Source organism: Achromobacter sp. (assembly GCF_050285585.1).
GTDB lineage: Bacteria > Pseudomonadota > Gammaproteobacteria > Burkholderiales > Burkholderiaceae_B > Achromobacter.
Genome location: NZ_JBLZXF010000049.1, coordinates 1 through 21,052 on the forward strand (window position 1 = coordinate 1; position 21,052 = coordinate 21,052).

General features: G+C 67.9%; 22 protein-coding genes and 2 tRNA genes. 11 read left to right on the forward strand and 13 right to left on the reverse strand.

The window, feature by feature from the left end; all coding sequences use genetic code 11:
* Nucleotides 1-181 precede the first annotated feature (181 nt).
* Nucleotides 182-258: transfer RNA gene (locus tag ACN6PJ_RS29180), tRNA-Arg, on the forward strand.
* Between the two features lie 139 nt (nucleotides 259-397).
* Here ACN6PJ_RS29180 and ACN6PJ_RS29185 read toward each other — a convergent pair.
* From ACN6PJ_RS29185 to ACN6PJ_RS29200, 4 genes are all read right to left on the reverse strand, one after another.
* Nucleotides 398-1,174: a hypothetical protein gene (locus ACN6PJ_RS29185; protein ID WP_427999194.1), complete on the reverse strand. Its 777-nt coding sequence runs from the start codon at nucleotides 1,172-1,174 to the stop codon at nucleotides 398-400.
* Between the two features lie 94 nt (nucleotides 1,175-1,268).
* Nucleotides 1,269-2,711, reverse strand: a complete 1,443-nt coding sequence (locus tag ACN6PJ_RS29190; RefSeq protein WP_427999195.1) for a DUF1254 domain-containing protein — start codon at nucleotides 2,709-2,711, stop codon at nucleotides 1,269-1,271.
* A gap of 158 nt (nucleotides 2,712-2,869) precedes the next feature.
* Entirely contained in the window at nucleotides 2,870-3,553 is a 684-nt protein-coding gene (locus ACN6PJ_RS29195) for a DUF3313 domain-containing protein (protein WP_427999196.1), read from the reverse strand.
* Nucleotides 3,554-3,978: 425 nt separating this feature from the next.
* Nucleotides 3,979-4,206 carry a DUF3079 domain-containing protein gene (locus tag ACN6PJ_RS29200; RefSeq protein WP_427999197.1) on the reverse strand — a complete coding sequence of 76 codons (228 nt, stop codon included), beginning with the start codon at nucleotides 4,204-4,206 and terminating at the stop codon, nucleotides 3,979-3,981.
* 188 nt (nucleotides 4,207-4,394) lie between these two features.
* On the opposite strand from ACN6PJ_RS29200, the gene ACN6PJ_RS29205 reads away from it, so the two are divergent.
* A tRNA-Arg gene (locus tag ACN6PJ_RS29205) sits at nucleotides 4,395-4,471 on the forward strand.
* Nucleotides 4,472-4,565: 94 nt separating this feature from the next.
* Here ACN6PJ_RS29205 and ACN6PJ_RS29210 read toward each other — a convergent pair.
* The 3 genes from ACN6PJ_RS29210 to ACN6PJ_RS29220 form a co-directional block, all read right to left on the reverse strand.
* On the reverse strand, nucleotides 4,566-4,814 hold the full coding sequence (locus ACN6PJ_RS29210) for a hypothetical protein (protein WP_043547343.1): 249 nt from the start codon (nucleotides 4,812-4,814) through the stop codon (nucleotides 4,566-4,568).
* Between the two features lie 97 nt (nucleotides 4,815-4,911).
* Nucleotides 4,912-5,514, reverse strand: coding sequence for a helix-turn-helix domain-containing protein (locus tag ACN6PJ_RS29215; RefSeq protein ID WP_427999198.1), 603 nt, complete (start codon nucleotides 5,512-5,514; stop codon nucleotides 4,912-4,914).
* A gap of 152 nt (nucleotides 5,515-5,666) precedes the next feature.
* The gene (locus ACN6PJ_RS29220) at nucleotides 5,667-6,458 is read right to left on the reverse strand and encodes an SIR2 family NAD-dependent protein deacylase (RefSeq protein ID WP_427999199.1); all 792 of its coding nucleotides are present in this window, start codon (nucleotides 6,456-6,458) and stop codon (nucleotides 5,667-5,669) included.
* A gap of 165 nt (nucleotides 6,459-6,623) precedes the next feature.
* On the opposite strand from ACN6PJ_RS29220, the gene ACN6PJ_RS29225 reads away from it, so the two are divergent.
* Together ACN6PJ_RS29225 and ACN6PJ_RS29230 are read left to right on the forward strand one after the other, a co-directional pair.
* Entirely contained in the window at nucleotides 6,624-7,238 is a 615-nt protein-coding gene (locus ACN6PJ_RS29225) for a cysteine dioxygenase (RefSeq protein WP_427999200.1), read from the forward strand.
* A 70-nt stretch (nucleotides 7,239-7,308) separates the two neighbouring features.
* Complete coding sequence (locus ACN6PJ_RS29230) at nucleotides 7,309-8,070, forward strand: IclR family transcriptional regulator (RefSeq protein ID WP_427999201.1); 762 nt, start codon at nucleotides 7,309-7,311, stop codon at nucleotides 8,068-8,070.
* Between the two features lie 3 nt (nucleotides 8,071-8,073).
* On the opposite strand, the gene ACN6PJ_RS29235 is transcribed toward ACN6PJ_RS29230, so the two are convergent.
* Together ACN6PJ_RS29235 and ACN6PJ_RS29240 are read right to left on the reverse strand one after the other, a co-directional pair.
* On the reverse strand, nucleotides 8,074-9,645 hold the full coding sequence (locus tag ACN6PJ_RS29235) for an FAD/NAD(P)-binding protein (protein ID WP_427999202.1): 1,572 nt from the start codon (nucleotides 9,643-9,645) through the stop codon (nucleotides 8,074-8,076).
* On the reverse strand, nucleotides 9,642-10,610 hold the full coding sequence (locus ACN6PJ_RS29240; protein ID WP_427999203.1) for a tripartite tricarboxylate transporter substrate binding protein: 969 nt from the start codon (nucleotides 10,608-10,610) through the stop codon (nucleotides 9,642-9,644). The genes ACN6PJ_RS29235 and ACN6PJ_RS29240 overlap by 4 nt, the downstream gene beginning before the upstream one ends.
* A gap of 263 nt (nucleotides 10,611-10,873) precedes the next feature.
* On the opposite strand from ACN6PJ_RS29240, the gene ACN6PJ_RS29245 reads away from it, so the two are divergent.
* The 7 genes from ACN6PJ_RS29245 (at nucleotide 10,874) to ACN6PJ_RS29275 (ending at nucleotide 17,289) form a co-directional block, all read left to right on the forward strand.
* A complete protein-coding gene (locus ACN6PJ_RS29245; RefSeq protein ID WP_427999205.1) occupies nucleotides 10,874-12,043 on the forward strand; it encodes a CaiB/BaiF CoA transferase family protein in 1,170 nt (389 codons plus the stop codon).
* Nucleotides 12,040-12,762, forward strand: a complete 723-nt coding sequence (locus tag ACN6PJ_RS29250) for an enoyl-CoA hydratase/isomerase family protein (protein WP_427999206.1) — start codon at nucleotides 12,040-12,042, stop codon at nucleotides 12,760-12,762. Before ACN6PJ_RS29245 ends, ACN6PJ_RS29250 begins: the two co-directional genes overlap by 4 nt.
* A 31-nt stretch (nucleotides 12,763-12,793) precedes the next feature.
* Complete coding sequence (locus ACN6PJ_RS29255) at nucleotides 12,794-13,627, forward strand: CoA transferase subunit A (RefSeq protein ID WP_427999207.1); 834 nt, start codon at nucleotides 12,794-12,796, stop codon at nucleotides 13,625-13,627.
* The gene (locus ACN6PJ_RS29260; RefSeq protein ID WP_427999208.1) at nucleotides 13,620-14,354 is read left to right on the forward strand and encodes a CoA-transferase subunit beta; all 735 of its coding nucleotides are present in this window, start codon (nucleotides 13,620-13,622) and stop codon (nucleotides 14,352-14,354) included. Before ACN6PJ_RS29255 ends, ACN6PJ_RS29260 begins: the two co-directional genes overlap by 8 nt.
* Before the next feature lie 9 nt (nucleotides 14,355-14,363).
* Complete coding sequence (locus tag ACN6PJ_RS29265) at nucleotides 14,364-15,842, forward strand: class I adenylate-forming enzyme family protein (protein WP_427999209.1); 1,479 nt, start codon at nucleotides 14,364-14,366, stop codon at nucleotides 15,840-15,842.
* A gap of 200 nt (nucleotides 15,843-16,042) precedes the next feature.
* Complete coding sequence (locus tag ACN6PJ_RS29270; RefSeq protein ID WP_427999211.1) at nucleotides 16,043-16,624, forward strand: SMI1/KNR4 family protein; 582 nt, start codon at nucleotides 16,043-16,045, stop codon at nucleotides 16,622-16,624.
* Nucleotides 16,625-16,653: 29 nt separating this feature from the next.
* A complete protein-coding gene (locus tag ACN6PJ_RS29275; protein ID WP_427999212.1) occupies nucleotides 16,654-17,289 on the forward strand; it encodes a hypothetical protein in 636 nt (211 codons plus the stop codon).
* 316 nt (nucleotides 17,290-17,605) lie between these two features.
* Here ACN6PJ_RS29275 and ACN6PJ_RS29280 read toward each other — a convergent pair whose 3' ends face one another.
* The 4 genes from ACN6PJ_RS29280 to ACN6PJ_RS29295 all read right to left on the reverse strand — a co-directional run.
* Entirely contained in the window at nucleotides 17,606-18,508 is a 903-nt protein-coding gene (locus tag ACN6PJ_RS29280; protein ID WP_427999213.1) for a GntR family transcriptional regulator, read from the reverse strand.
* A 5-nt stretch (nucleotides 18,509-18,513) separates the two neighbouring features.
* Entirely contained in the window at nucleotides 18,514-19,566 is a 1,053-nt protein-coding gene (gene pdxA, locus ACN6PJ_RS29285) for a 4-hydroxythreonine-4-phosphate dehydrogenase PdxA (protein WP_427999214.1), read from the reverse strand.
* Nucleotides 19,563-20,780: a D-threonate kinase gene (gene dtnK, locus ACN6PJ_RS29290; RefSeq protein WP_427999215.1), complete on the reverse strand. Its 1,218-nt coding sequence runs from the start codon at nucleotides 20,778-20,780 to the stop codon at nucleotides 19,563-19,565. The genes pdxA and dtnK overlap by 4 nt, the downstream gene beginning before the upstream one ends.
* On the reverse strand, nucleotides 20,777-21,052 hold a 276-nt coding region (locus tag ACN6PJ_RS29295), incomplete at its 5' end, for a 2-keto-3-deoxygluconate permease (RefSeq protein ID WP_427999216.1). The genes dtnK and ACN6PJ_RS29295, both read right to left, overlap by 4 nt.

A 21,052-nucleotide genomic window follows, 5' to 3' on the forward strand; every position in this document is an offset into this window, starting at 1 on the left:
CCCGTAGCTCAGCTGGATAGAGTACCTGGCTACGAACCAGGGGGTCGTAGGTTCGAATCCTGCCGGGCGCGCCAACTGATCGACGTCAAGAGATCAAGCAAAACCAAGCAAGCAAAACCAAGCAGTACCGAGAAAGTAGAACGGCAAGATTTTTCTGATATAATTTTGCCTCTTTGCCGGAGCGCCCGTAGCTCAGCTGGATAGAGTACCTGGCTACGAACCAGGGGGTCGTAGGTTCGAATCCTGCCGGGCGCGCCAAGTTCCATACGGACTTGGCCAATACAGCAAAGAAAATGGAAAGGCCTTTGATCTCGCATCGAAGGCCTTTTTGTTTTGCGCCGCGTTTGACGGCGGCCTTGCGCGCCGCGCCGCCGGTGCCCTGGCGGCGCGGCAGTTCCTAGAAGCGGATCGTCAGGCCGACCATCGGGCCTTGCAGCACGGCGTCGTATTTGAAGCTTCCTTTGCTGTAGTCCACGCCCACGGCGCGGTAGCCCAGGGCGGCCGAGACGTTCTTGCTGATGTTGTAGCCCAGGCCAAGTCCCAGGTCCCAATCCGCCTCCGCGCCGCCCGCGCCGATCAGGCCCCAGCCGGTGAGGTAGAAGCTGGGACTCAGGACGTAGTTGCCACGCACGCCCACCAGGCCATCCACCCAGGTGGAGCCGTCGCTGTTCGTCCTGCCGTTCAGGCGCGCGCCCTTCAGCGTAATGTCGGTGTCGACAGACCAGACTCGCAGGCCCGCGACGACGTCCAGCCGGTGCGGCGAGTTTTCGAGGACGTTATAGCCCACCCCCAGCAGGCCGGCGAAGGTCGAGGTCTTCACGTCGGCGCTGCTCGCCAGGATGCCGCGCGGGGTGTCTCCCTGCGTGCCGATCTTGGTGTAGATCAGATCGCCGAAAATGCTGTAGCGGCCTTTGCGCGCATCCCCGATCAGCATGGCTCCGAAGTCGAGGTTGTCGAACAGTTTGTCGAAGCCCGCGTCCAGGTCGATTACCGGCAGGCGGGGTTGGGATACTTTTCCCGAAAGCCCCGCCGCCCAGAAATAGGGAGTGATTGCAAACTCCCATTCGTCCGAGCCCTGCGCGTCCGTGGACGCAACGGCGCCCGGCTCGGCGGCGAGGCCCGAGCCGGCATAAAGCAGGCCGCAGACCAGGCAGCCCGTGATTTTCTTTTTCATCGCAAACCCTCCCCAGGGGGAGGCGCGATGAATCGGATCCATCGCGCCCCCATGAGCGCAAGTCCAGCCTGGCGCCGGCGGCGCAATCCCGGTGTCAGCTCACCCTTCTTACGGGAGGTATCGTCCACGAGCCGTTGATGATCGACGGATCGCTTTCGTTGGGCCAATAGAGGCGCATCATCAGGATGAACGGCCCCTTGGGCGCCGGCAGCCAGTTCGATTCCAGCTCGGGGCCGGGGGATTCATGCTGTATGAGCAGATCGATCGAGCCGTCCGGCTTCGCCTTCAATGGCTGGCGGGCGCTGATGGAGTACCGATTCAGCGGGTTGTCGACGAAGAAATAGGCCGCGTCGTACATGGTCAGGGACCAGAATCCGGAAACGGGAGGCGTAAGCCCTTTCTTGAAAGTCAGCACGTATTTCTCGGAACCGTTGTAGGCGCGCTTGACGGCGCCGCTATCCGACTTCAGGGACGTGGGATAGATGGCATCCTGCGGGCGGTTGGCGCCCAGGCCGATCGCGGTGATCAGGGCTCGCTGGATGTAGTTGGTGCCGTAGATTCCGGTCTTCGTCGTGAACCCCCAGCCATCGATGTCCTGGATGTCGCCGTCGCTGGCCTTGAAGTGCGTCATGATCCTGCCGAAGCCGACTTGCGGGATGCGCTTTACGAGGGCGGGGTCGAGCTTGGTCTTGTCGAAGTCCTGGCCGGGAACGATGCCTATCGAAGCCAGTTTCTCCACCATGGGCGCGTCCGCCGCGTTCGGCGGGTTTCTCTTCAGCAGCTCGGAAAACAGCGTGAAGAACTCCACCGCGTCCATCTTGTTGACCTGGTCGCGCACGGACGTTTTCATGTCGATGGCCGGATCGGCCTTGCCCGGGGGCGGAGTCCAGTCCTTTCCCCATGCGCTGAGCGGACAGAGCTTCACGCTGTCCTGCAGCTTATGGACTTCGGCATAGTCTTCCGGCGTGCCGGCGCAGTAAATGCGGCCCAGCAGCCAGACGATGCTGGTAGGGGATTTGTATTGGGCCATGCCCTGCGGGATCGATCCCTCCCACTTGGGGCCGGTCACCACGAAGGTCTGCTGGCCGGTGCCGGTGGTGCGCTTTCCCGGCACGTCGAACACCGTCGTCCAGCCGTCCAGCATCGGGAAGAGGGCATAGCGGTCATGCAGGTCAGGCAGGCTCACCACCCAGGGTTCATCGCCCACGTCGAAGAACGCGGTGGTGTAGAGGGTATCGGCATTGGGCGCGGTCACGTCGCGGAACTTGGCATCCGGATAGTGGCGCAATTTGATGAGATGCCCCATCGGCGCCCGCGTTCCTTTCGGTTCGGCGACATTGGTTATGACCCTCCGGGTCATTTCCATCGTCACGAGGGGATAGGCGTAAATATAGGCGTCGGTGGCCAGCGCGAACTGTTCGTTGCCTTCCGGCAGGTCCGCCACCAAACCGTCTGCCGCTTGGGTGCGCCCTCCCAGGGCGCCGGCCGCGAGCAGGCCAAGGCTGGCTGCATTGAATTTGCGACGTGTTAGCTTCATTGTTATCGCTCCATTAAGACATGTTCTGAAGTTCACGAGAGGCTTCAAACAAAACGATTTTTTTTCGAGCTAATTGGACCGCGGCAATCTGGACGGGCTGTCGATTCTCCGTCGTGCCTGTTGGTGCGCGGGCGGCATTGCCGTCCGCCGCATTGTCTTTACTGAACGTATTTCCGGATTTCCCGGGCGGCTCCGGTGGTCCATTCGTCGATCAGCGGCTGCAGCTTGGACAATTGGACGCCGCCGCTGCCTTGCGTGGCGTTCGCGACCCGTTCGCCGGTGCCTCCGCGGACGGAGGCGTACAGCAGGTTGCCGGACATGCTGTCCGTGACCCGGGATTCGATGGCGACCGTCGCATCGCGCGGCATGCCTCCTTCCAGGGCGGCCTTGGCGCCGGTCATGACCAGGGCAATGGGTATGTACTGGTAGGCTTCCAGGGATTGCGTCCGGGTTCCGATCGCCGTGAGCGCGATGCTCACCCGGGCCACGCCGGGACCGGCCCGGTCGACCAGCCTTACCTGTTCGCCGATCTTGCGCCGCAGCGTCTCGTTGACCGCATTGCGGATCTGCGTCAGGGTTTCCATCGAGACATCCGCGGAGGGTTGGGGCTCCGGGTAATACACGACGGGATCGAGCCACACCGCGTGGTAGCGGGCCGGGGTGAACGCGGAGTTCAAGTAAACCAGGCGGGTGCCGCCGCCAGGAGCGGGTTCCTGGCGCAGGATCGAGTAGTCGGAAAGGAATCCTGATTCCTGCGCCGGCGGGGCGGTGGAGCATCCGGCTGCCAGCACTGCGGTCGAGACACCCAGAAAAAATGCGCGCAACGATTTTTTGATCTTCATGCAATTTCCTTTGGATGGAAATAGGGACAAGTAATCCCGGCTGCAGGCGTCGCGCCGAGGGCTTTCGTGCAAAAGGAATCCCCGCTCGTGGAATGCATAATCTGTCCAGTTTGCACAAAAATCCAATTATTTTTTTAATGTTTAAGTTTTGCGAAAGCGGATGCGTGAACTAGGTTTTTTGGACTATTTCTTCCGCTTTCTCCCAGTTTTGACTCCGCGCGGAATACCGCTTCCGATTTGGAAATCCCCCGCGTCGAAAACAGAAGGAGTTCGTGCAACGGTCGGGAAGGCTCAGCCTAAAGACAAGTGATAGCGGCCACCACTCATTTCACGCCAACGCTCGAATGGCGCGCGCGGCCGGGCGCCCGCCCGTTCGTGGGGCGCGATAGCGGAAAAATGGGGAAGGGGGGCGCGGCGGCGCGGGATCAGGGCGCTGGCCGCGGCTTCGCGCCGCCGTCCCGGGGCTGCGCTTCGTCGTCGTCGTCGAAGCCCCAGTCTCCGACCGTGTACCAATCCTCGCCCAGCAGTTCGGCGGGATGCATGGTGCGGCCCGAGCCGTTGCCGCAGGCAAGCGAGTCGGTGGGGCAATAGCGGTCGCATCCCCAGCAGATGCGCTCGGGGTGCTTGGGATGCAGGGGGAACTTCTTGGCCATGCTGAATGCCTGATGTCTGGTCCGCGCCGGGACGGATCCGCCGCGGACACCTCCAGCGTACTGCGCAGGCCGGGCGCCCCTCCTTGATCTGGCGCAAACGAGAGGCCGGCCACGCCGGAAGGGGCATTTGGCCGCCTCCCGATTTGCGCTTCGCGCTTTTTTCATGCTATAAACACGCCTCTTTCGGGGCGCCCGTAGCTCAGCTGGATAGAGTACCTGGCTACGAACCAGGGGGTCGTAGGTTCGAATCCTGCCGGGCGCGCCAACCTCATTTGCGAATTGCGGCATTGCCGTGGTTCCCGCGAAAAAAAAGCGGCTTGATGACGAATCATCAAGCCGCTTTTTGTTTTGGATGCCATTTACTGCCGGCGTCGGTCCACCGCCGTCAATGCCGTGCCGCTTTTCAGCAGCTGATAGGCCTGACCGCCCAGCCATGCGACCTTGTCGCCCGCGCTGGTACGGCACACGCAGTGGGTTTTCGGGTCGAAGCGGGACGTTCCCAGCGCGGAGTACGCGTCGGGATCCGACACAAAGCGTTCAATGCGATACAGCGTGCCGTCCGGGGCGGTTGCGAGGACGTCGGTAAGTCGTCTTGCTGTGCCGAGCATATTCATACCTCCATGCGCGGGTCATTATGTATGCGGCGCCAAAGTCATTGGAGCATTTCAGAGCGCCAGGCGGGAAGTTTGATGTTCCGGCGCCGGTTCAATGAAAATGTCCTCCTAACAATGAATCATCGAGCTGTTCGGGAGTGACGCCCAGGGCTTCCGACACGCGGTCCAGGATGGCCTGCCGGGGCCGCGGGCGCGGCCGTTCCAGTTCGATATAGATGGAGTGGTCGACGCCTAGCCGGGCAGCCATATCAGCGGTGCTGATATTGAGATGCTCGCGCCACGCGCGTATCAGGCTCCAGTCGTTGCCGGTTTTCAGATTGACGACAGCTAATGGTACGTGGCCTTGACCCGCGGCAAGTTTCTTGCGCGGGGCAGGTTTCCTGCGTGTGTCGCGCACGCCTGTCTTCGGGGCGCCGCTTTTGCGGGGTTCGCCGCGAGGCGTGGTGACGACGGATTCGGCGGTGAAGATCGCGCCGCCATTCAATTGGCGGTACTGGTCGTTGCCGATCCAGGAGAGCGTTTCGCCGTTGTCGAGCATGCATTCGCAATCCAGATGGTAATTGCTGGGCATGCTTTCGAGCTTGGCGATGGTTTCCGTGGTCGTGGCGTGGCGCACCACCCGGTGCAGGACACCGTCTGGCGAACGAACGAACACGTCGGGAAGTCTCCAGGAAAACGGAATGGCGGCCTCCATGGCCAATAAGCTATTGCGTCACTGTATCCCGCAGCACGCACGGAGGGATTTGGGGTTTCCCCTGGCACCGCGGACAGCGTGGATACCGCGCGACACGAGCGTCCGGCATCCTCACGAATCTTCACGCCGCGAGACGCGTGGACGGCGGTGTGCTAAGGATTTTCGGGCGGTTCGAACCCCGCGCTGGCGAGCAGCCTGGGCATGATCTCGGCGGCCGCGCCGCGCAGGTTGTGATGGGCGCGCGCATCCAGCGGCGTGGCGGCGGGATTGATCTGCGCCACGGTCGCGCCCGCGGCCAGCGCGCGCTGCGGAAGCTCGGCGGCCGGGTAGACCCGCGCCGAGGTGCCGATGCTCAGCAGCAGGTCGCATTGCTCCGCGGCGCGGATGGCGGCCTCCCAGGCATCGGCGGGCAGACTTTCGCCGAACCACACGACGCCCGGCCTGACCGGCGCGCCGCAACGCATGCATGCGGGCGGGTCGATGCGCCGCCCTTCCTCCGGTTCGCGGGGCGTGCCGTCGGCAAAGGCGTGAGGCGCGTCGCAAGCGGAGCAGCGCGGCGCATGCAGGCTGCCATGCAGGTGCGCGACGCCAACGCTGCCTGCCCGTTCGTGCAGGTCGTCCACATTCTGCGTGACGACGGCGAGCTCGGGCACGTGGCGCGCCAGCCGGGCAATGGCGCGATGCGCGGCGTTCGGCTGGGCGCGCAGCACCTGGGCGCGCCGCCATTCGTACCAGCCCCAGACGATGTCGGGGTGGGAGCGGAACGCCTCGGGCGTGGCAAGAGCCTGTGCGTCGAAGCGGGACCACAGGCCGGTGAGCGCATCCCGGAAGGTCGCGATGCCGCTTTCCGCGGAGACGCCGGCCCCGGTAAATACGACCACCCGGCGCGCCGCTTGCAGCGCGCGCGCCAGCGTGGCGGGAATGTCTTGGTAGGGATGCTTCATGATCTGTCGTGAGGAAAGTCCGATACGCGCCATGCCCCGGCCCGGGCCTCAAGAATAGCCCGGGACGATGACCGGGCCGGCCGCAGGGCCATGGATGCGCATCCGTCCCGAATGGTGGATACTGCTTTTTCAATCTGGGATTCCGATCCGCCTTGGAGAAACGCAATGCCCGAATCGCCCGCCGGCCTGGACCGGCTGCGCCGTTTCATCGCCACCGCGACGCGGTTGGCCTCGCCGGCCTCGCTGGAGCAGAGCGCGGCGCTCGAAGCCGCATTCGCCGACCTGGTGCGGCACGATGACTGGCTGCCCGAGGCCTGTACCGCGCCGCATCCGCAGTACTACCAGCAATACCTGCTGCACTGCGATCCGCTGGAGCGGTTTTCGCTGGTGAGCTTCGTCTGGGGGCCGGGGCAGTCCACGCCCGTGCACGATCACGAAGTGTGGGGCTATGTGGGGATGTTGCGGGGCGCCGAGGTGAACCAGCGCTACGTCCGAGACCCGGCGGGCCGCATCCTGCCGGATGGCGCCGCCACGACGCTTCAGCCGGGCGACGTGGAGCGCCTGTCGCCGGCCGAAGGGGACATCCATCGCGTCTCCAATGCGCACGCGGACCGCGTATCCATCAGCGTGCACATGTACGGCGGCAATATCGGCGCCGTGTCGCGCCATGTCTATGATCCCGCCACGGGGCAGGCCAAGCCGTTCGTGTCGGGCTACTCCTCGCCTAGCGTGCCGAATCTGTGGGACCGTTCGGAAGCGCTGCGGGCGGCCCTCGCCTAGCGCCGCGCGAAAACCTGTTCGCGCACGGCGTCTCGTGCTATGTTTCCGTCCTAAATATTAGGAAAAAACCATGGACAAGACGCTGCTCAAGGGCCTGATGGTGTTGGAGGCGGTGACCGACGTGGACAATCCGCCGCGCACCATCGACGCGCTGGCGGCCCGGGTAGGGCTGACCCGCAGCAATACCCACCGCACCCTGCAGACGCTGATACACGCCGGCTACGTGATCAAGGACGATGACGGCGGCGGCTATCGCGGCGCCGTGCGCCTGTTCGAGCTCGCGGCCCGCCAGCTGGCGCAACTGGACGTACGCAAGCTGGCCGCGCCATTCATGCGCGCCCTGGCGGACCAGACCGGCGAAACCGTGCACCTGTCTGTGCTGGACGGTTTCGACGTGGTCTACATCGACAAGATCGACAGCCCGCAGCCGATACGCGCCTATTCCATGGTGGGGGGGCGGGCTCCCGCCTATGCCGTGGCCACCGGCAAGGCCTTGCTGGCCTACCAGGCCGACGGCTATGTCGAGCGCTATGCCGACAAGCTGCTGCGCCACACGCCTTCGACCATCGTCTCCATGCCGTTGCTGAAGGACGAGCTGCGCAAGATCGCCCGCGCCGGCTACGCGGTCAACCGGGGCGAGTGGCGCGAAGGGGTGGGCGGGCTGGCCGTGACCGTGTTCAACAGCCTGGACCAGCCCGTGGCCGCGGTGGGCATATCCGGTCCGCTGGACCGCTTGAGCGCGGCCCGGATGAAGCAGTTGGCGCCAGCGGTATCGGCCTGCGCGCAGTCCATTTCACAAGGGATGGGCTACCGCAGGGGCTTCCTGGGCTAGCGCTCATGCCGGAAGGAGGGCCGGCCGCGCCATGGCCTCGGCGATGCGGCGCGCCTGATCGCGGGCGAGCCGCGCGTTGACGTCCATGGACGTGGTCCAGAAGTACGTGCCGCTGGCGAGGCTGCCCAAGACCGATATGGCGGGCTGGATCTCGCCGCGCGCATTCTTCAGGCAGCCCGTGCCGTAGTCCAGCGCCAGGCCGCCGTGCGGATCGGGCATTGCATGCCCCTCACGCAGCAGCGTGGACACCAGCGGATCTTCCGTGCGCAGCGCGTCCACCGAGAAGCTGGTGGCGTTGACCAGGTAGCGGCTGGAGTGCGTGGCGGTTTTGCCGCAAGCGCCGCGCACGCGGGTGTGGAACAGCCCGCTTGCGCCGTCGTGCCGGCTGTCCAGGTAGCCGGCGCCGACCTGCAACTGGCCGGTCCGGAACAGGTCCTGGAGCTTCAGCGCATTGCGCATGGGGAAGGTGGCGCGCCGCGCCATCCACAGCGAGCGCCATTGCGACTGGAACCGGCTGCGTTGCGCGTCGGGCATCAGGTGCCAGATCTGGTCCACGGCGGCGTTGGTCGCGGCCGCCACGGCCTGCCACGGCCGGGCCGCCTGCGCGGACCTGCTGATCTCTTCGTCCAGCGCCTGCCGCGCATTGCCCCCCAGGCCGAACACATCGTCCGTGTCCAGGCTGCCGCCCAGCGCCAGGACCTCATTCTTGAGCGCGGCGGCGATTACGTCCACGGACAGCGCGCCGCCATGCTTCGCGGCAAGCCGGATCGCGCCGTCGCGGCTGAGTTGCCGCAGACTCTCCGGCGGGCGGTTGTGGGGACTGCGCACGGAGGGCAGGCGGCCATTGCGGGAGACGCACAGAATCGGGCCACGATGCTCGGCCTGCTGCAGGGCGGCCACGGCATCCACGGCGCTCAGGCTCGTGCCGACGATGCAGACGGCGGCGTCCGGCGCGATGCCGCCGGCCAGCGCGCGCACGGGATAGGGGCTGTTGAAATAGCCGGGCGCGTCCCGCAGCGCCGGGAATGCCTGCGAGGGCAGGTTGCCGTTGCACAACGCCGCATAGCGCGCGGTGCAGGACTCCCCCTGGTCGGGCTCGATGCATACGCCGCCGCCAGGCAGGGGCGCCATGCGCCGCACCCGGCTTCGCGTGTGAGCGAGCGTGACGCCCAGCGCGCGGGCCAGGTCGCGGGCCCGCGCATAGACCGCGCGCAGGTAGGCGCCGAACAGAGGGCGAGGCAGGAACTCCGAGGCAGCGATCGTGTCCGCGCCCTGCGCGCGCAGCCACTCGGAATCCTGCGCGCTCAGCCACTCCACGAAGTCCAGCCGATGGTCGGCCAGTGCCGACATATTGCCGGCGGGGATATTGAGCAGGTTGCTGGAAAGATCGTCCTGGTAGGCGCCGCCGGGGCCCGGCTCGGGTTGCGGTTCGAACAGGCGGATGACGAGAGGGCGGCGGGCGGCGGGATCCAGGGAGAGCAGGAATTGGTAGAGAAAGCTGACGGCCACCGAGCCGCCGCCCACGATGGCCAGGTCCGCGCCGGACGGCGGGGGCGCCGCTTGAGGCGCCCTCATTGGGCAGCCGACAGCCGCACGACTTCGGCCCACCGGGAAACTTCCTGCTTGAGCACGCGGCTGGTGTCGGCGGGCGAAGTGGCCACGGCGTCGGCGCCCAGCTTCAGCGCGGCCTGCTGCACCGAGGGCATGGCGGCGGCCTTCTGCATTCCGGCAGAGAGCTTGTCCACTACGGCGGGCGGGGTGCCGGCCGGCGCCAGCAGCGCGTAGGTCGTCGCGACCGAGTAGTCCTTGACGCCTTGTTCTATCAGGGTGGGCAGATCGGGCAGCGCCGTGGCGCGCGTGGCGGTGGTGACGCCCAGCAGCCGGATCTTGCCGCTGGCCAGCTGCGGCAGCAGCGCGGGCAGCGTTTCGATGACCATGTCGATCTGGCCGCCCAGCAAATCGGTGATGGCCGGGCCGCTGCCGCGGTACGGCACGTGCATGAGGCGGATGCCGGTCGCGACCTGGAAGCGTTCGCCCGCCATGTGCTGGGACGTTCCTGGCCCCGCCGATCCGTAGGTGATGCTGCCGGGCTTGCTCTTGGCCAGCGCGATGAGCTCCTGGACATTCTTGGCCGGGATCCGGCTGCTGTTCACCGCCACGGCCATGGGCATGCTGGTGGCCATGGACACGCCGACGAAGGCGGTGCCGAAGTCATAGCCCGGCTTGTCGGGCATGGCGGCATGTATCGCGTGGCTGCCTACGGCGCCCATCAGCAGCGTGTAGCCGTCGGCCGGCGATTTGGCCACGAATTCCGCGCCGATCTCGCCGCCGGCGCCGGCCTTGTTCTCCACCACCACGCTCTGGCCCAGATAGTCTCCCAGGTGCTGCGCATAAATGCGCGCGGCGGCGTCCGTCGCGCCGCCGGGCGGGAACGGCACGACCATGCGCACGGGTTTCGCGGGCCAGGGATCGGCCGCGGCGGGGCCGGCCGCCAGCGCCAGGACCGCGCCCGCCAGGGCAATGCGCCACAACTTTTTCATGGGAGTCTCCTTGGGGCTGTCGGTGCCGGCATGCGCAGGGCGGCTGCCGTCGTTTTGAAAATCCTAAATTTTAGGATGTATGTATCAATAAATGGTTTACGTAGAATTCCACACGGTGATATGCTGGTCAACAATTAAGCGATGAACCTAGGGATTGCACTAGGATTCGCTCGCCAGAGCGGCATGATGCCACTGCCTGGATGTCCGCTCTTATAATATTTTTCGAGTCCCAAATATTGAATTTTCATAACGAGAGGTCAGACATGACACCCAGTTCGGCACTTGCCGGCATCACGGTGCTGGAGATTTGCAACGTTGCGGCGGGCCCGTTCTGCGGCATGCTGCTGGCGGATATGGGCGCCGACGTCATCAAGGTCGAGAACCCCGAAGGCGGCGATACGCTGCGCAGCTGGCCGCCCATTTCCGACGGCTACAGCGAGAACTTCGCGTCCCTCAACCGCAACAAGCGTTCGGTGACGCTGAACCTGAAGGATCCCGGGGATCTGGCCCTGGCGCGCGAATTGGCGTCCACCGCGGACGTGCTGATCGAGAACAACCGGCCTGGCGTGATGGATCGCCTGGGGTTGGGCTACGCGCAATTGCGCGAAGTGAATCCCAAGCTGGTCTATTGCTCGATCTCGGCCTATGGCCAGTCGGGGCCGCGTTCGCAGGAAGGCGGCTTCGACCTGACGATCCAGGCCATGAGCGGATTGATGAGCGTGACGGGCGAAGCCGGCGGAGAGCCGGTGAAGTGCGGCGTGCCGGTGGCGGATTTTTCGGCGGGCCTGTATGGCGCCTTCGCCATTGCGTCCGCCTTGCGCGCGGCGCAGGCAAGCGGGCAGGGCACGCACATCGACGTGCCGATGCTGGGCGCCACGCTGGGCATCGCGGCCTTGCAGACCTCGGAGTTCTTCGGCAGCGGCCGGGATCCCGTCAAGCTGGGTTCGGCGCACCCGCGCAACGCGCCCTATCAGGCCTTCCGCTGCCAGGGCGGCTATTTCGGCATGGCGGCGGGCAACCAGGCCCTGTGGAAGAGCGTATGCGCCACCGTCGGCCGCGAAGACCTGCTGGCCGATTCCCGCTTCACCGACACCATCTCGCGCGCGCGCAACCAGACTGCGCTGCGCGAGATCCTCGAGGCGATCTTCGAGGCCGAGGACGCGCAGACCTGGCTTGCGCGCTTCCGCGCGGCGGGCGTGCCCTGCGCGCCGATCAACACCTATTCTGAAGTGCTGGCCGACCCGCAGGTGGAGCACATGGGCTGGGTGCAGCCCGTGGAGCTGCCGAACGGCGTGCGCACTCGCACCTTCGGCCTGCCGGTGCGCTTCGACGGCGAGACGACGGCCTTGCGCCGCCGTCCGCCCGCGCTGGGCGAGCACAACGACGAAGTGCTGGGCGCGCTGCGCGCGGGCAAGAAAGGGGCGGCGGCATGAGCGGGGCGCTGCGTATCGACAAGCAGGGCGCACGGCATGTGTTCACGCTGGCGCGGCCCGAAAAAATGAACGCCTTGTCGGCCGATCTGGTCGAGGCGTTGATCGCCGCGCTGGACGAGGCCGAGGCGGAGGGCGCGAGGCTCGTCGTGCTGAAGGGCGAAGGCAGGAATTTCAGCGCGGGCTTTGACTTCGGCGATTGGCAGGCGCAGAGTGAAGGCGACCTGCTGCTGCGTTTCGTGCGCATCGAGATGCTGCTGCAGCGGCTGGCGGGTTCGCCGTGCCTGACCCTGGCGTTGGCGCACGGCCGCAATTTCGGCGCGGGCGTGGACCTGTTCGGCGCCTGCAAATGGCGCGTGAGCGCGCCGGACGCCACGTTCCGCATGCCGGGGCTGAAGTTCGGCCTGGTGCTGGGCACGCGGCGCTTCGCCGCGCTGGTGGGCGCGGAGCGCGCGCGCGCCGTCCTGGAGCAGGCCGCCACGTTCGGCGCGGAAGAGGCACTGCGCGACGGCTTCGCCAGCCGGCTCGCCGAGGCGCAGGAATGGGCGGACATCGAGCAGCAGGCGCTGGAAACGGCGTCCGCCCTCGCTTGCGCCAGCCGCGTCCAGTTGTATGAAGCGCTGTCGACGGAAACACCGGACGCCGACCTGGCCCGCCTGGTGCGCTCGGCCGCCCAGCCCGGCCTGAAGGCGCGCGTGGCGGCCTATCTGCAGGCGCGCTAGCCGCGCAAGACAAAGCAGTAAAGGAGACAACATGGCATCGGGATTCAATCAGAAGAACAAGCAGTGTTCGCTGGCGGAGCTGGCGGCGCTGGTGCCCAACGGCGCGTCGATCGCCTTGGGCGGCAGTTTCCTGCACCGCGGGCCGTTCGCCTTCGTGCGCGAACTGATCCGCCAGGGGCGGCGCGACCTGGAACTGGTCAAGCAGTCGCCGGGCTATGACGTGGACATCCTGTGCCGCGCGGGCGCGCTGCGCCGCGTGCGCGCCGGTATCGTGGCGATGGAAGGGAATTTCGGCCTGGCGCCCTGGTACCGCAAGGCCGTGGAGCGGCGCGAGATCGAACTAGAGGAACATGCCTGCGCCAGCCTGACCGCGGGGCTTCGGGCCGCCGCTATCGGCGTGCCGTTCCAGCCTTGCGGAGGCCTGCACGGCAGCGGGCTGCCCGAACTCAACGGCTGGAAATGCCTGGACGATCCCTACGGAAGCGGGCAGAAGACCTGGGTCGTGCCGGCCATACGGCCCGACTTCGCCGTGATCCAGGCCTCCGAGGTGGATGCCCAGGGCAATGTGCGCGTGCAAGGCACCGCGCACTGGGACCGCATCATGTCGCGCGCCGCGGGCAGCGTGCTGGTGGTGGCCGAGAAGCTCGTCGACACCGCGGTGTTCGAAGCCAACCCGGAATCCACGCTGATCCCGTTTTTCATGGTCCAGGCCTACGCGGTGGTGCCGCAAGGCGCGTGGCCCGGCTCCTGCTGGCCCGATTACGCCATCGATTATCCGGCGGTGGAAGCATACATGGACAAGCAGGGCGATCTGCAGGCGCACATGGCCGCGGCGCCCGAAGCGCGGGAGGTGCATCATGGCTGAGCAATGGTCGGGCTTTTCTTACATCGTGACCAACCTGGCGCGTTTCATCCGGCCGGACGAGATCACGTTCAGCGGCGTGAATTCCACCATGCCGATGCTGGCTTGCCTGCTGGCCAAGCGCGCCTACGATTGGGACTTCGTCTACATCAACGTGGCCGGGGGAGTGAACCCGCGGCCTTCGCACATTCCGCTGTCGAGCTCGGATCCGGTGCTGGCGGAACATACCGCGTCGATCTTCTCCAACGAGGACTTCTACGATCTGTGCACCCGCGGCCGCATGGACCTGACCTTCCTGGGCGCGGCGCAGATAGATGGAGCGGGCTGCGCCAACAATTCCTGCATCGGGAACTGGCACGAACCCAAGGTGCGCTTGCCGGGCGGCGGAGGCGGCGCGGTGATGCTGCCGACCGCCAGGCGCGCCTGCACGTGGCGCACGGAGCATTCGCGCCGCACCTTCGTGCCCAAGCTGGACTTCATGACGTCGTGGGGCGGGTTCCATGGCGTGGTGACGCCCATCGCGGTATTCGTCAAGCGCGACGGGCGGCTCGCCCTGCAGTCGTGGCACCCGGAATCCAGCCTGTCCGAGGTGCGCGAGCGCACGGGCTTCGAATTCGATGCCACGGGCGCGGCGCCGTCCGAGCCGCCCACCGCCGCGGAGGTCCGCGCCTTGCGCGAGCTCGATGCCGACGGGCAGTTCGAACGCGACGCCGCGGTCGCGCTCCGCTAGGAGGCCGGCATGACGATCGTCGATGCCACGCTGGCGGCGGCGTGCGCGCGCGCCTGGAGCCAGCCGCAGTGGGCGGCGCGCCCCGCCATCGTGACCGCGCAGGGAGCGCTGACCTACGAGGACCTGCATCGCCGGGTCGGGCGGGTCGCGGGCGGCCTGCGGGCTGCCGGCGTCGCGCGCGGCGCATACGTGGCGGTCGCCATGGAGCGCTCGCTGGAGCAGGTGCTGGCCATACTGGGCGTGATGACGGCGGGCGCGTGCCCGTGTCCGCTGGAGCCCCGGCTGGCCGCCGACGAGACCGCCAGGCGCGTGGCGGCGGTCGGCCTGGAATGGATGCTCTACGACGAAGCCAATGCCGGAACCGCCCAGGCCAGCGGCCTGGCGCCGGCGCGCCGGCTGGACGCGGAACGCATCGCGCAGGGCCCGCCGGATTGGAGCGGCGCAGGCGGGGCGGCGCCCCAGGACCCCGGCCTGCTGCTGTTCACCTCCGGCAGCACGGGCAGCCCCAAGGGCGTGCTCCTGAGCCATCGCGGCCTGGCGAACAATGCCCGCGGCGTGCTGGCGCACACGGGGCTGACGCCGGAAGACCGCCTGCTGCACGTGATGCCGCTGCATCACACCAATGCGCTGAACAACCAGATCTTCGCGCCCTTGCTGGCCGGGGCCAGCGTGGCGCTGGCGGGCCGCTTCCGCGCCGATGACATGCCCGGCCTGCTGCGCGCGTTCCGGCCCACCATCATCACGGGCGTGCCCACCATGTATGCCCGCATGCTGGAGCTGGAATTCGATCGGGACAGCCTTGCGGGCCTGCGCTTCGCGCGCTGCGGTTCGGCCCCGATCACGGAAGCGCTGCACCGGCGCATCGAGGCCTTCCTGGGCTGCCCGCTGGTCGTGTCCTACGGGCTTTCCGAAGCCACCTGCACCTCGACGATGAATCCGCCCGGCGCGCGCCGAGTCGGCTCGGTGGGCACGGTGCTGGCGGGGCAGCGCGTGACCCTGAGGCTGCCCGACGGCGCCGAAGCCATGCCGGGCGGCGAGGGCGAGATCTGCATCGCGGGCGACAGCCTGATGCTGGGATACCTGGGCGTGGAAGGCGGCGAGGGCGCGCCGTCGCTGTTGCGCACGGGCGACCTTGGACGGTTCGACGCAGAGGGCTACCTGAGCATTACCGGCCGCATCAAGGACGTCATCATCCGCGGCGGGGAGAACATCTCGCCCGCGCTGGTCGAAGGCGTCGTCACCGGCCTGCCGGGCGTGGCGGCCTGTTGCGTCGTGGGCGCGCCGGACGAGGACCTGGGCGAAGTGCCGGTGATCTTCGTGCAGCGCGTCGGCGACGCGGCGCCCGACGCCGCGGCCATCCAGGCCGAGGTGCTGGCGCGCCTGGGCCGGATCTACGTGCCCCGCGACGTGCTGTGGGTGGAGCGCCTGCCGGAGAACGCGGTGGGCAAGGTGGACCGCAAGGCCCTGGCGCGGCAGCTGGCTGCGTAGCGGCCTGCCGGGCGGCGCCGCGTCCATTCTTCTTTTCCGGGTTCCCGCCGCGGAGGCGGGCCTGCGCGGCGGGCCCGCGGGCTTTGCCGGCGCGTCATGGCGCGTCCGCCGGGGCGCCGCATTCAAGGATATAGTGATGCGCCTTCACGGTTTCCGCCTTTGCGGCGGGCCGGGATTTTTCTTAGCTTCAGGAAGACTGCATGACCATGACCCCCGAACAGTTTCACGAACGCATCTGGGAGATCCTGGATCCCGTGGATACCCAGTATTTCGAGGTCGTGGCCGCGCCCGCGCCTGGCGCGGAATCGATCGCCAAGCTGGAGGCCGCGGTCGGCTTTCCGCTGCCGGCGGCGTTCACGGCCTTCTGCCAGCGCACCAACGGCCTGTGCGTGATGGCGCGCGAGGAAGCCTGGCCGCACGCGAAGGAGTTCGAGGTCGGCCCCGCCTGGACCTTCTGGCGCGGCCTGGTGCTGCTGGGCATCGATGCGCCGGAGTTGCCCGAATGGGCCAGCATCTCGGCGCAGCAGCGCCAGCTCGCCGAGGCCGGTCTGCCCGGCATCCTGCCCCTGCTCAAGATCGTGGGCGACGGCAGCCGGATCTGGGGCGTGGACCAGGCGGGAACGATCGTGGTGGTCGATGACATGGCCGATCCGGAACCCCTGGGAGGCGACCTCACCGACCTCTACGCCGAGCAGATCGCCGAACTGATGCAGCGCCAGCGGGATATGGCGCTGCGGCTGGCCGAGAGGGCGACGCGCAAGAAGGGCAGGCTGCCGGGCTAGGGCCGCGTCAATCCGTCCAGGGACAGGAAATGATCCGTTTACCGCTCAAAACCGCAACCCTGATCGCGGGGATCGCGATGACGCTGGCCTGCCAGGCGCAGCAGCCCGCGCCCGGCTCGACATCGGCATCGACATCGGCGCGGCCGCCCATCGTCGGCGCCTGGCGCGAGGTGTCCGACGCCCAGTTCCATCAGCAATATCGCTTCTCCATGCTGCCCGAAGTGGCCGCCGCGGGCAGCAAGTGGGCGGTCTACGATCGCGGGGCCGGCAAGACCGTGTGCTGCCTGGTCGTGGTCGGACCGGAGATCGGCGAGGCCGAGCTGGACGGTACCTATGGCATTCCGGGTCCGTGGATCACCGATCTGGTCAACGGCTGGAACCTGGACGCCGCGCCGTATCGGCCCCGCGTGCAGCGGCTGCGCGCGGATGAGGACTTGCTCGACTACGAATTCCCGGACATGGCCGATGAACTGGGCGGCTTGCTGTTGCCGGCCCAGGCCCGGGCGGTCGCGCCGCGCACGCTGGAGTTCGACGGCCAGCGCTACACCGTGGAGCGCCAGGACGAGCCGCTGGCCAGCGACGACGGCGTGGTGCATATCTATGCGCTGCGTCCGGCCCAGGGAGGCAAACCCTTGGCCGTGGAGGTTCCCTATGGGACCTATTGAGCGCGCCCGTGGCGCAATGCACGCATGAGCGCAACCTTGCAAGTCACGGAAGAACCGCTGACCGGCGAGGACATTCATTGCTGCGGCGCAGCCGCCGCGGGAGATCGCTGCGCCTGCATCTGCTGCCTCTGCCGCCCGATGCGCCGCCCGTGCTGCTGCGGGCCGAATACCCGATGAGCGCGCAGGCGTGGCATTCGGTCGAGGAAGTCAGCGATGCCGGCCGCCTGTTCCTGGGGCCCCGGATCCTATTGGCCGGGTTCTTCGTTCTCATGGGGCGGGTGCTGGGCATGGGCGGCCCCAGGTTGAAGCGCGCCCGTTACAAGCGCGGGCCGCGCAGCCTGGCCAGTTCGGCCGAGAGCTCGGCCACGAGCGCCTGGGCACGGGCCAGCGGATCTTGCCCGTCGGGCGTGCCGGGCGCATCGGGCGTGGCGTCGGACGGCGCCTGCAGCCGGGGCTGGACGCTTTCATGGCCTACGCTGACGTCCACGTCGAACACCAGTTGCTCCGCGCGGTGCCAGGTGGTGAACCACTCCAGCGGCCGGCCGTGCTGGTCCATGCCGCGGCCTTGCAGCATCAAGAGCGGCGTGCCCGCCGGCGTGTCCAGCAGCTCCGCAAGCTGGGCATCGGCGGCGACCGCCCGGATCTGATTGCGTCCCGCGCCGGGACGCAGGCCGAAGCGGCGCGTCAGCACGCCGTGCAGGGAGGCGTCGGCCAGGTCTTCGGCGCGCAGGCCGGGAACGGTGTCGATGGCCAGCCAGGTGCGCACATAGGCCAGGGGCGCATCGGCCACGTGGCGCAGGCGCTCCAGTAGCAGCAGTTGCGGCGTGCCGAAGAACTCGGCCACCTCGGCCGGCGGTTCGGCGCGGGCGAAGGCCAGCACGCGGGTCTGCAGCGACACGCCGGATTGGGCGAACTGCTCGTACAGGCCGGTGGAGCGCTGCACCAGCCGGCGGTGCTCCTGGGGAGCCGCGACAGTGGCGGGGCGTCCGCTTTCGCGCTGGATCAGGCCCTCGGCGGCAAGGGCGGCGAGCGCCTGGCGCACCACGCTGCGAGCGACCCCGAAACGTTCGCACAGGGCGGCCTCGCTGGGCAGGGCCGCGCCGGCGGCGAGCTTGTTCGCGCGGATGTATCCGCGCAGCTGGGCCGCAACCTGGGCGTGCAGCGGCGTATCGCCGGAGCGGTCAAGAACGGGCAATGCGTCGTGCGTGGCGGGCGCCATGGAAATCAACCTCCGGTCTGTGCCCGCGCAGTTTCCCATACATGCGTCCATCCCGGGGCCAGGTGCGCGGCGCGCTCGGCGGCCAGGACCAGGCTGTCTTCGCGGGCGATGCCGCGGCCGGCGATGTCGAAGGCCGTGCCGTGGTCCACGGACACGCGCACCACCGGCAGGCCGACGGTGATGTTTACGCCGTCGTCGCCGTAGACCGCCTTGAAGGGCGCATGGCCCTGATCGTGGTAACAGGCGATCACGAACTCCCACTTGCCGCGCACGGCCTGCGGGAACAGCGCGTCCGCGGGGATCGGGCCGGCGGCCAGGATGCCGGCTGCATTGGCTTCGGCCACGGCCGGCGCCAGGATGTCGGCGTCCTCGGTGCCGAAGATGCCGTTTTCGCCCGCGTGCGGGTTCAGGCCGGAAACGGCCACCGGCTTGTCGCCGCGGCCCAGCGCCTTGGCGAACGAGCCGGCCAGGCGCAGCACCGCGCGCACGCGCGCCGGGGTCAGGTTTTCGATGGCCTGGCGCAGCGACACGTGGGTGGTCGCATGGAAGATGTAGAGATCGCCGGCCGAGAGCACGAGCGAAAAGGTCTTGACGCCGAATTCGTGCGCCAGCAGTTCGGTGTGGCCGGGCCACTTGTGGCCGGCGGCATGCATGGCCGCCTTGTTCAGCGGAGCGGTCACGATGCCGTCGACCTCGCCGGCGCGCGCCAGGGCGCACGCCGTGGTGACGAAGCGCACCGAACCGTCGCCCGCGTCCGCGTTGATCTCGCCCAGCTTGACGTGGGCCAGCGACTGCCCGGCCTGCAGCACTTCGATCGTGCCGGGCGTGTTGGAGCAGTCGGCCGCGCGGTCCAGCTTGCGGACGATGGCGGGGTCGCCGCCCAGGCTGCGCACGGCGTTGGTCATCACGTCCACATCGCCGACCACCAGCAGGCGGGCCTTCTGGCGCAGGTCGTCATGGCCCATCAGCATCTTGGCCGTGATCTCCGGCCCGATGCCCGCCACGTCGCCCAGGGTTACGGCCAGCAGCGGCAGCTTGTTGGGTTGGGGTTGTGTCATCGTTTGAATCTCCTGTCGCGGATCGCGCGCACCGCGCGAACCAGTACGTCTTCGGTGCCAAAGCCGCCGGCCTTGGTCACCACGGGCAGGCCGGCGGCCGTGCCTCCGGTCAGCGTGCCCAGGGGCACGCCGCCCATGACTTCGTCCACCAGCGCGATGCCGCGGGCGTCCAGCGCCAGCAGCACGCTGCGCGCGCCGTCGCCGCCGGTGGCGACCACGCCGGCCGCGCGCGAGGTGGTGATCAATTGCGCGGCCAGGGCGCCCAGGCGCTCGGCCACGGTTTCGGAATCCAGGCCCTCCAGTTGCCCTTCGGGCGCCAGCAGCAGCACGGTGCCCGCGTGGGCGGGAGCCTGCGCGTGCGCTTGCACCAGGGGCTGGCTCCAGGACTGCCAGGCGGCGTCATCGGCCAGTTGGGCCAGCGAGGGCGTCCAGGTGTCGGCGCCCGAGGCCCGCAGGGCGGCGGCTTGCGCGCGCGCCGCGCTGTGCTGGGACGTGACGACCACGACGACAGGCGCCGTCTGGTCGGCGCCGGCCCAGACCCGGGCCAGCGGCACGGCCAGGCCGCCCGCGCCCACGGGCAGCGCATGCACGCCCAGCAGGCCGATGGCGCGGGCCAGCCGCTCCAGGTCGGCCTCCGTCGCAGCGTCGACAACGACTGTATGGCCGGCCAGACGGATGCGCTCGGCCAGCGTTTCCGGCGTATCGCCGTCCCGCGCGGCCACGTGGGCGCAACCCAGCAGGGTGGGAATGTGGCTTTCCTTCACCGGCGTGACCGGATCGGTGGCGGCCGAGGTCTCAGTGACCGGCTTGCCATTCACGAAGAGGACGCCGCCCTCCACCGTGCGGCCGGTGGCGGGGAAGGCGGGGCAGATGACCGCCACGGTGTCCGGGCCCCAGGCCTCGCGCGCCGCGTCGATCTCGGCCTTGAAGGCCCCGCGCAAGGTGGAGTCCACCTTCTTGTACAGGCGCGATACGCCGGCGGCGCGCAGTTGTTGCACGTTTTGCCGCACGACCGCGGCCGCCTCGGCGGCGGACAGGGCGCGGCTGTTGGTGGTGACCGCCAGCACTTCGACGCCGGCGGTAGCGGGTCCCGACAGCGCTTCGTCGGCGCCGCCGATGGACAGGTGCGTGCTCCAGCCGGCGCGGACGAACTGCACCGCCGTGTCGCCCGACCCGGTCAGGTCGTCGGCGACGATGGCGATGGCGGGATTCAAAGCGCCTCTCCGCGCGCCTCGCGCAGACCGGCGGCCGAGCCCGCCGGCGTATCGCCGTCCTCGGATTTGAGCTCGCCGGCCCGCTTGAGGAAATACGAGGCGAGCACCGGGGCCAGGATGGAACTGATCAGCACGCACGCGGCGACCTGCGCGGTGGCGGTCGACACGTATTGCTGGAAGTTGGGGTCGGCCGCAGCCACCACCGCGGGGGTGGCGATGGCGTTGCCGGCGGTGGTGCCGGCCGCGAAGCCCAGGCCGCTCTTGCCGCCGCG

Excerpts from the sequence above, each read along its gene's own strand:
- ACN6PJ_RS29230 (WP_427999201.1), top strand. The coding sequence starts at position 7,309 with ATGGACAAGACGCTGCTCAAGGGCCTGATGGTGTTGGAGGCGGTGACC.
- ACN6PJ_RS29275 (WP_427999212.1), top strand. The coding sequence starts at position 16,654 with ATGATCCGTTTACCGCTCAAAACCGCAACCCTGATCGCGGGGATCGCG.
- ACN6PJ_RS29215 (WP_427999198.1), bottom strand. The coding sequence starts at position 5,514 with ATGGAGGCCGCCATTCCGTTTTCCTGGAGACTTCCCGACGTGTTCGTT.
- ACN6PJ_RS29220 (WP_427999199.1), bottom strand. The coding sequence starts at position 6,458 with ATGAAGCATCCCTACCAAGACATTCCCGCCACGCTGGCGCGCGCGCTG.
- ACN6PJ_RS29265 (WP_427999209.1), top strand. The coding sequence starts at position 14,364 with ATGACGATCGTCGATGCCACGCTGGCGGCGGCGTGCGCGCGCGCCTGG.
- ACN6PJ_RS29235 (WP_427999202.1), bottom strand. The coding sequence starts at position 9,645 with ATGAGGGCGCCTCAAGCGGCGCCCCCGCCGTCCGGCGCGGACCTGGCC.
- ACN6PJ_RS29225 (WP_427999200.1), top strand. The coding sequence starts at position 6,624 with ATGCCCGAATCGCCCGCCGGCCTGGACCGGCTGCGCCGTTTCATCGCC.
- pdxA (WP_427999214.1), bottom strand. The coding sequence starts at position 19,566 with ATGACACAACCCCAACCCAACAAGCTGCCGCTGCTGGCCGTAACCCTG.
- ACN6PJ_RS29280 (WP_427999213.1), bottom strand. The coding sequence starts at position 18,508 with ATGGCGCCCGCCACGCACGACGCATTGCCCGTTCTTGACCGCTCCGGC.
- ACN6PJ_RS29185 (WP_427999194.1), bottom strand. The coding sequence starts at position 1,174 with ATGAAAAAGAAAATCACGGGCTGCCTGGTCTGCGGCCTGCTTTATGCC.
- ACN6PJ_RS29260 (WP_427999208.1), top strand. The coding sequence starts at position 13,620 with ATGGCTGAGCAATGGTCGGGCTTTTCTTACATCGTGACCAACCTGGCG.
- ACN6PJ_RS29195 (WP_427999196.1), bottom strand. The coding sequence starts at position 3,553 with ATGAAGATCAAAAAATCGTTGCGCGCATTTTTTCTGGGTGTCTCGACC.
- ACN6PJ_RS29210 (WP_043547343.1), bottom strand. The coding sequence starts at position 4,814 with ATGCTCGGCACAGCAAGACGACTTACCGACGTCCTCGCAACCGCCCCG.
- ACN6PJ_RS29255 (WP_427999207.1), top strand. The coding sequence starts at position 12,794 with ATGGCATCGGGATTCAATCAGAAGAACAAGCAGTGTTCGCTGGCGGAG.
- ACN6PJ_RS29250 (WP_427999206.1), top strand. The coding sequence starts at position 12,040 with ATGAGCGGGGCGCTGCGTATCGACAAGCAGGGCGCACGGCATGTGTTC.
- ACN6PJ_RS29240 (WP_427999203.1), bottom strand. The coding sequence starts at position 10,610 with ATGAAAAAGTTGTGGCGCATTGCCCTGGCGGGCGCGGTCCTGGCGCTG.
- ACN6PJ_RS29200 (WP_427999197.1), bottom strand. The coding sequence starts at position 4,206 with ATGGCCAAGAAGTTCCCCCTGCATCCCAAGCACCCCGAGCGCATCTGC.
- ACN6PJ_RS29245 (WP_427999205.1), top strand. The coding sequence starts at position 10,874 with ATGACACCCAGTTCGGCACTTGCCGGCATCACGGTGCTGGAGATTTGC.
- ACN6PJ_RS29190 (WP_427999195.1), bottom strand. The coding sequence starts at position 2,711 with ATGAAGCTAACACGTCGCAAATTCAATGCAGCCAGCCTTGGCCTGCTC.
- ACN6PJ_RS29270 (WP_427999211.1), top strand. The coding sequence starts at position 16,043 with ATGACCATGACCCCCGAACAGTTTCACGAACGCATCTGGGAGATCCTG.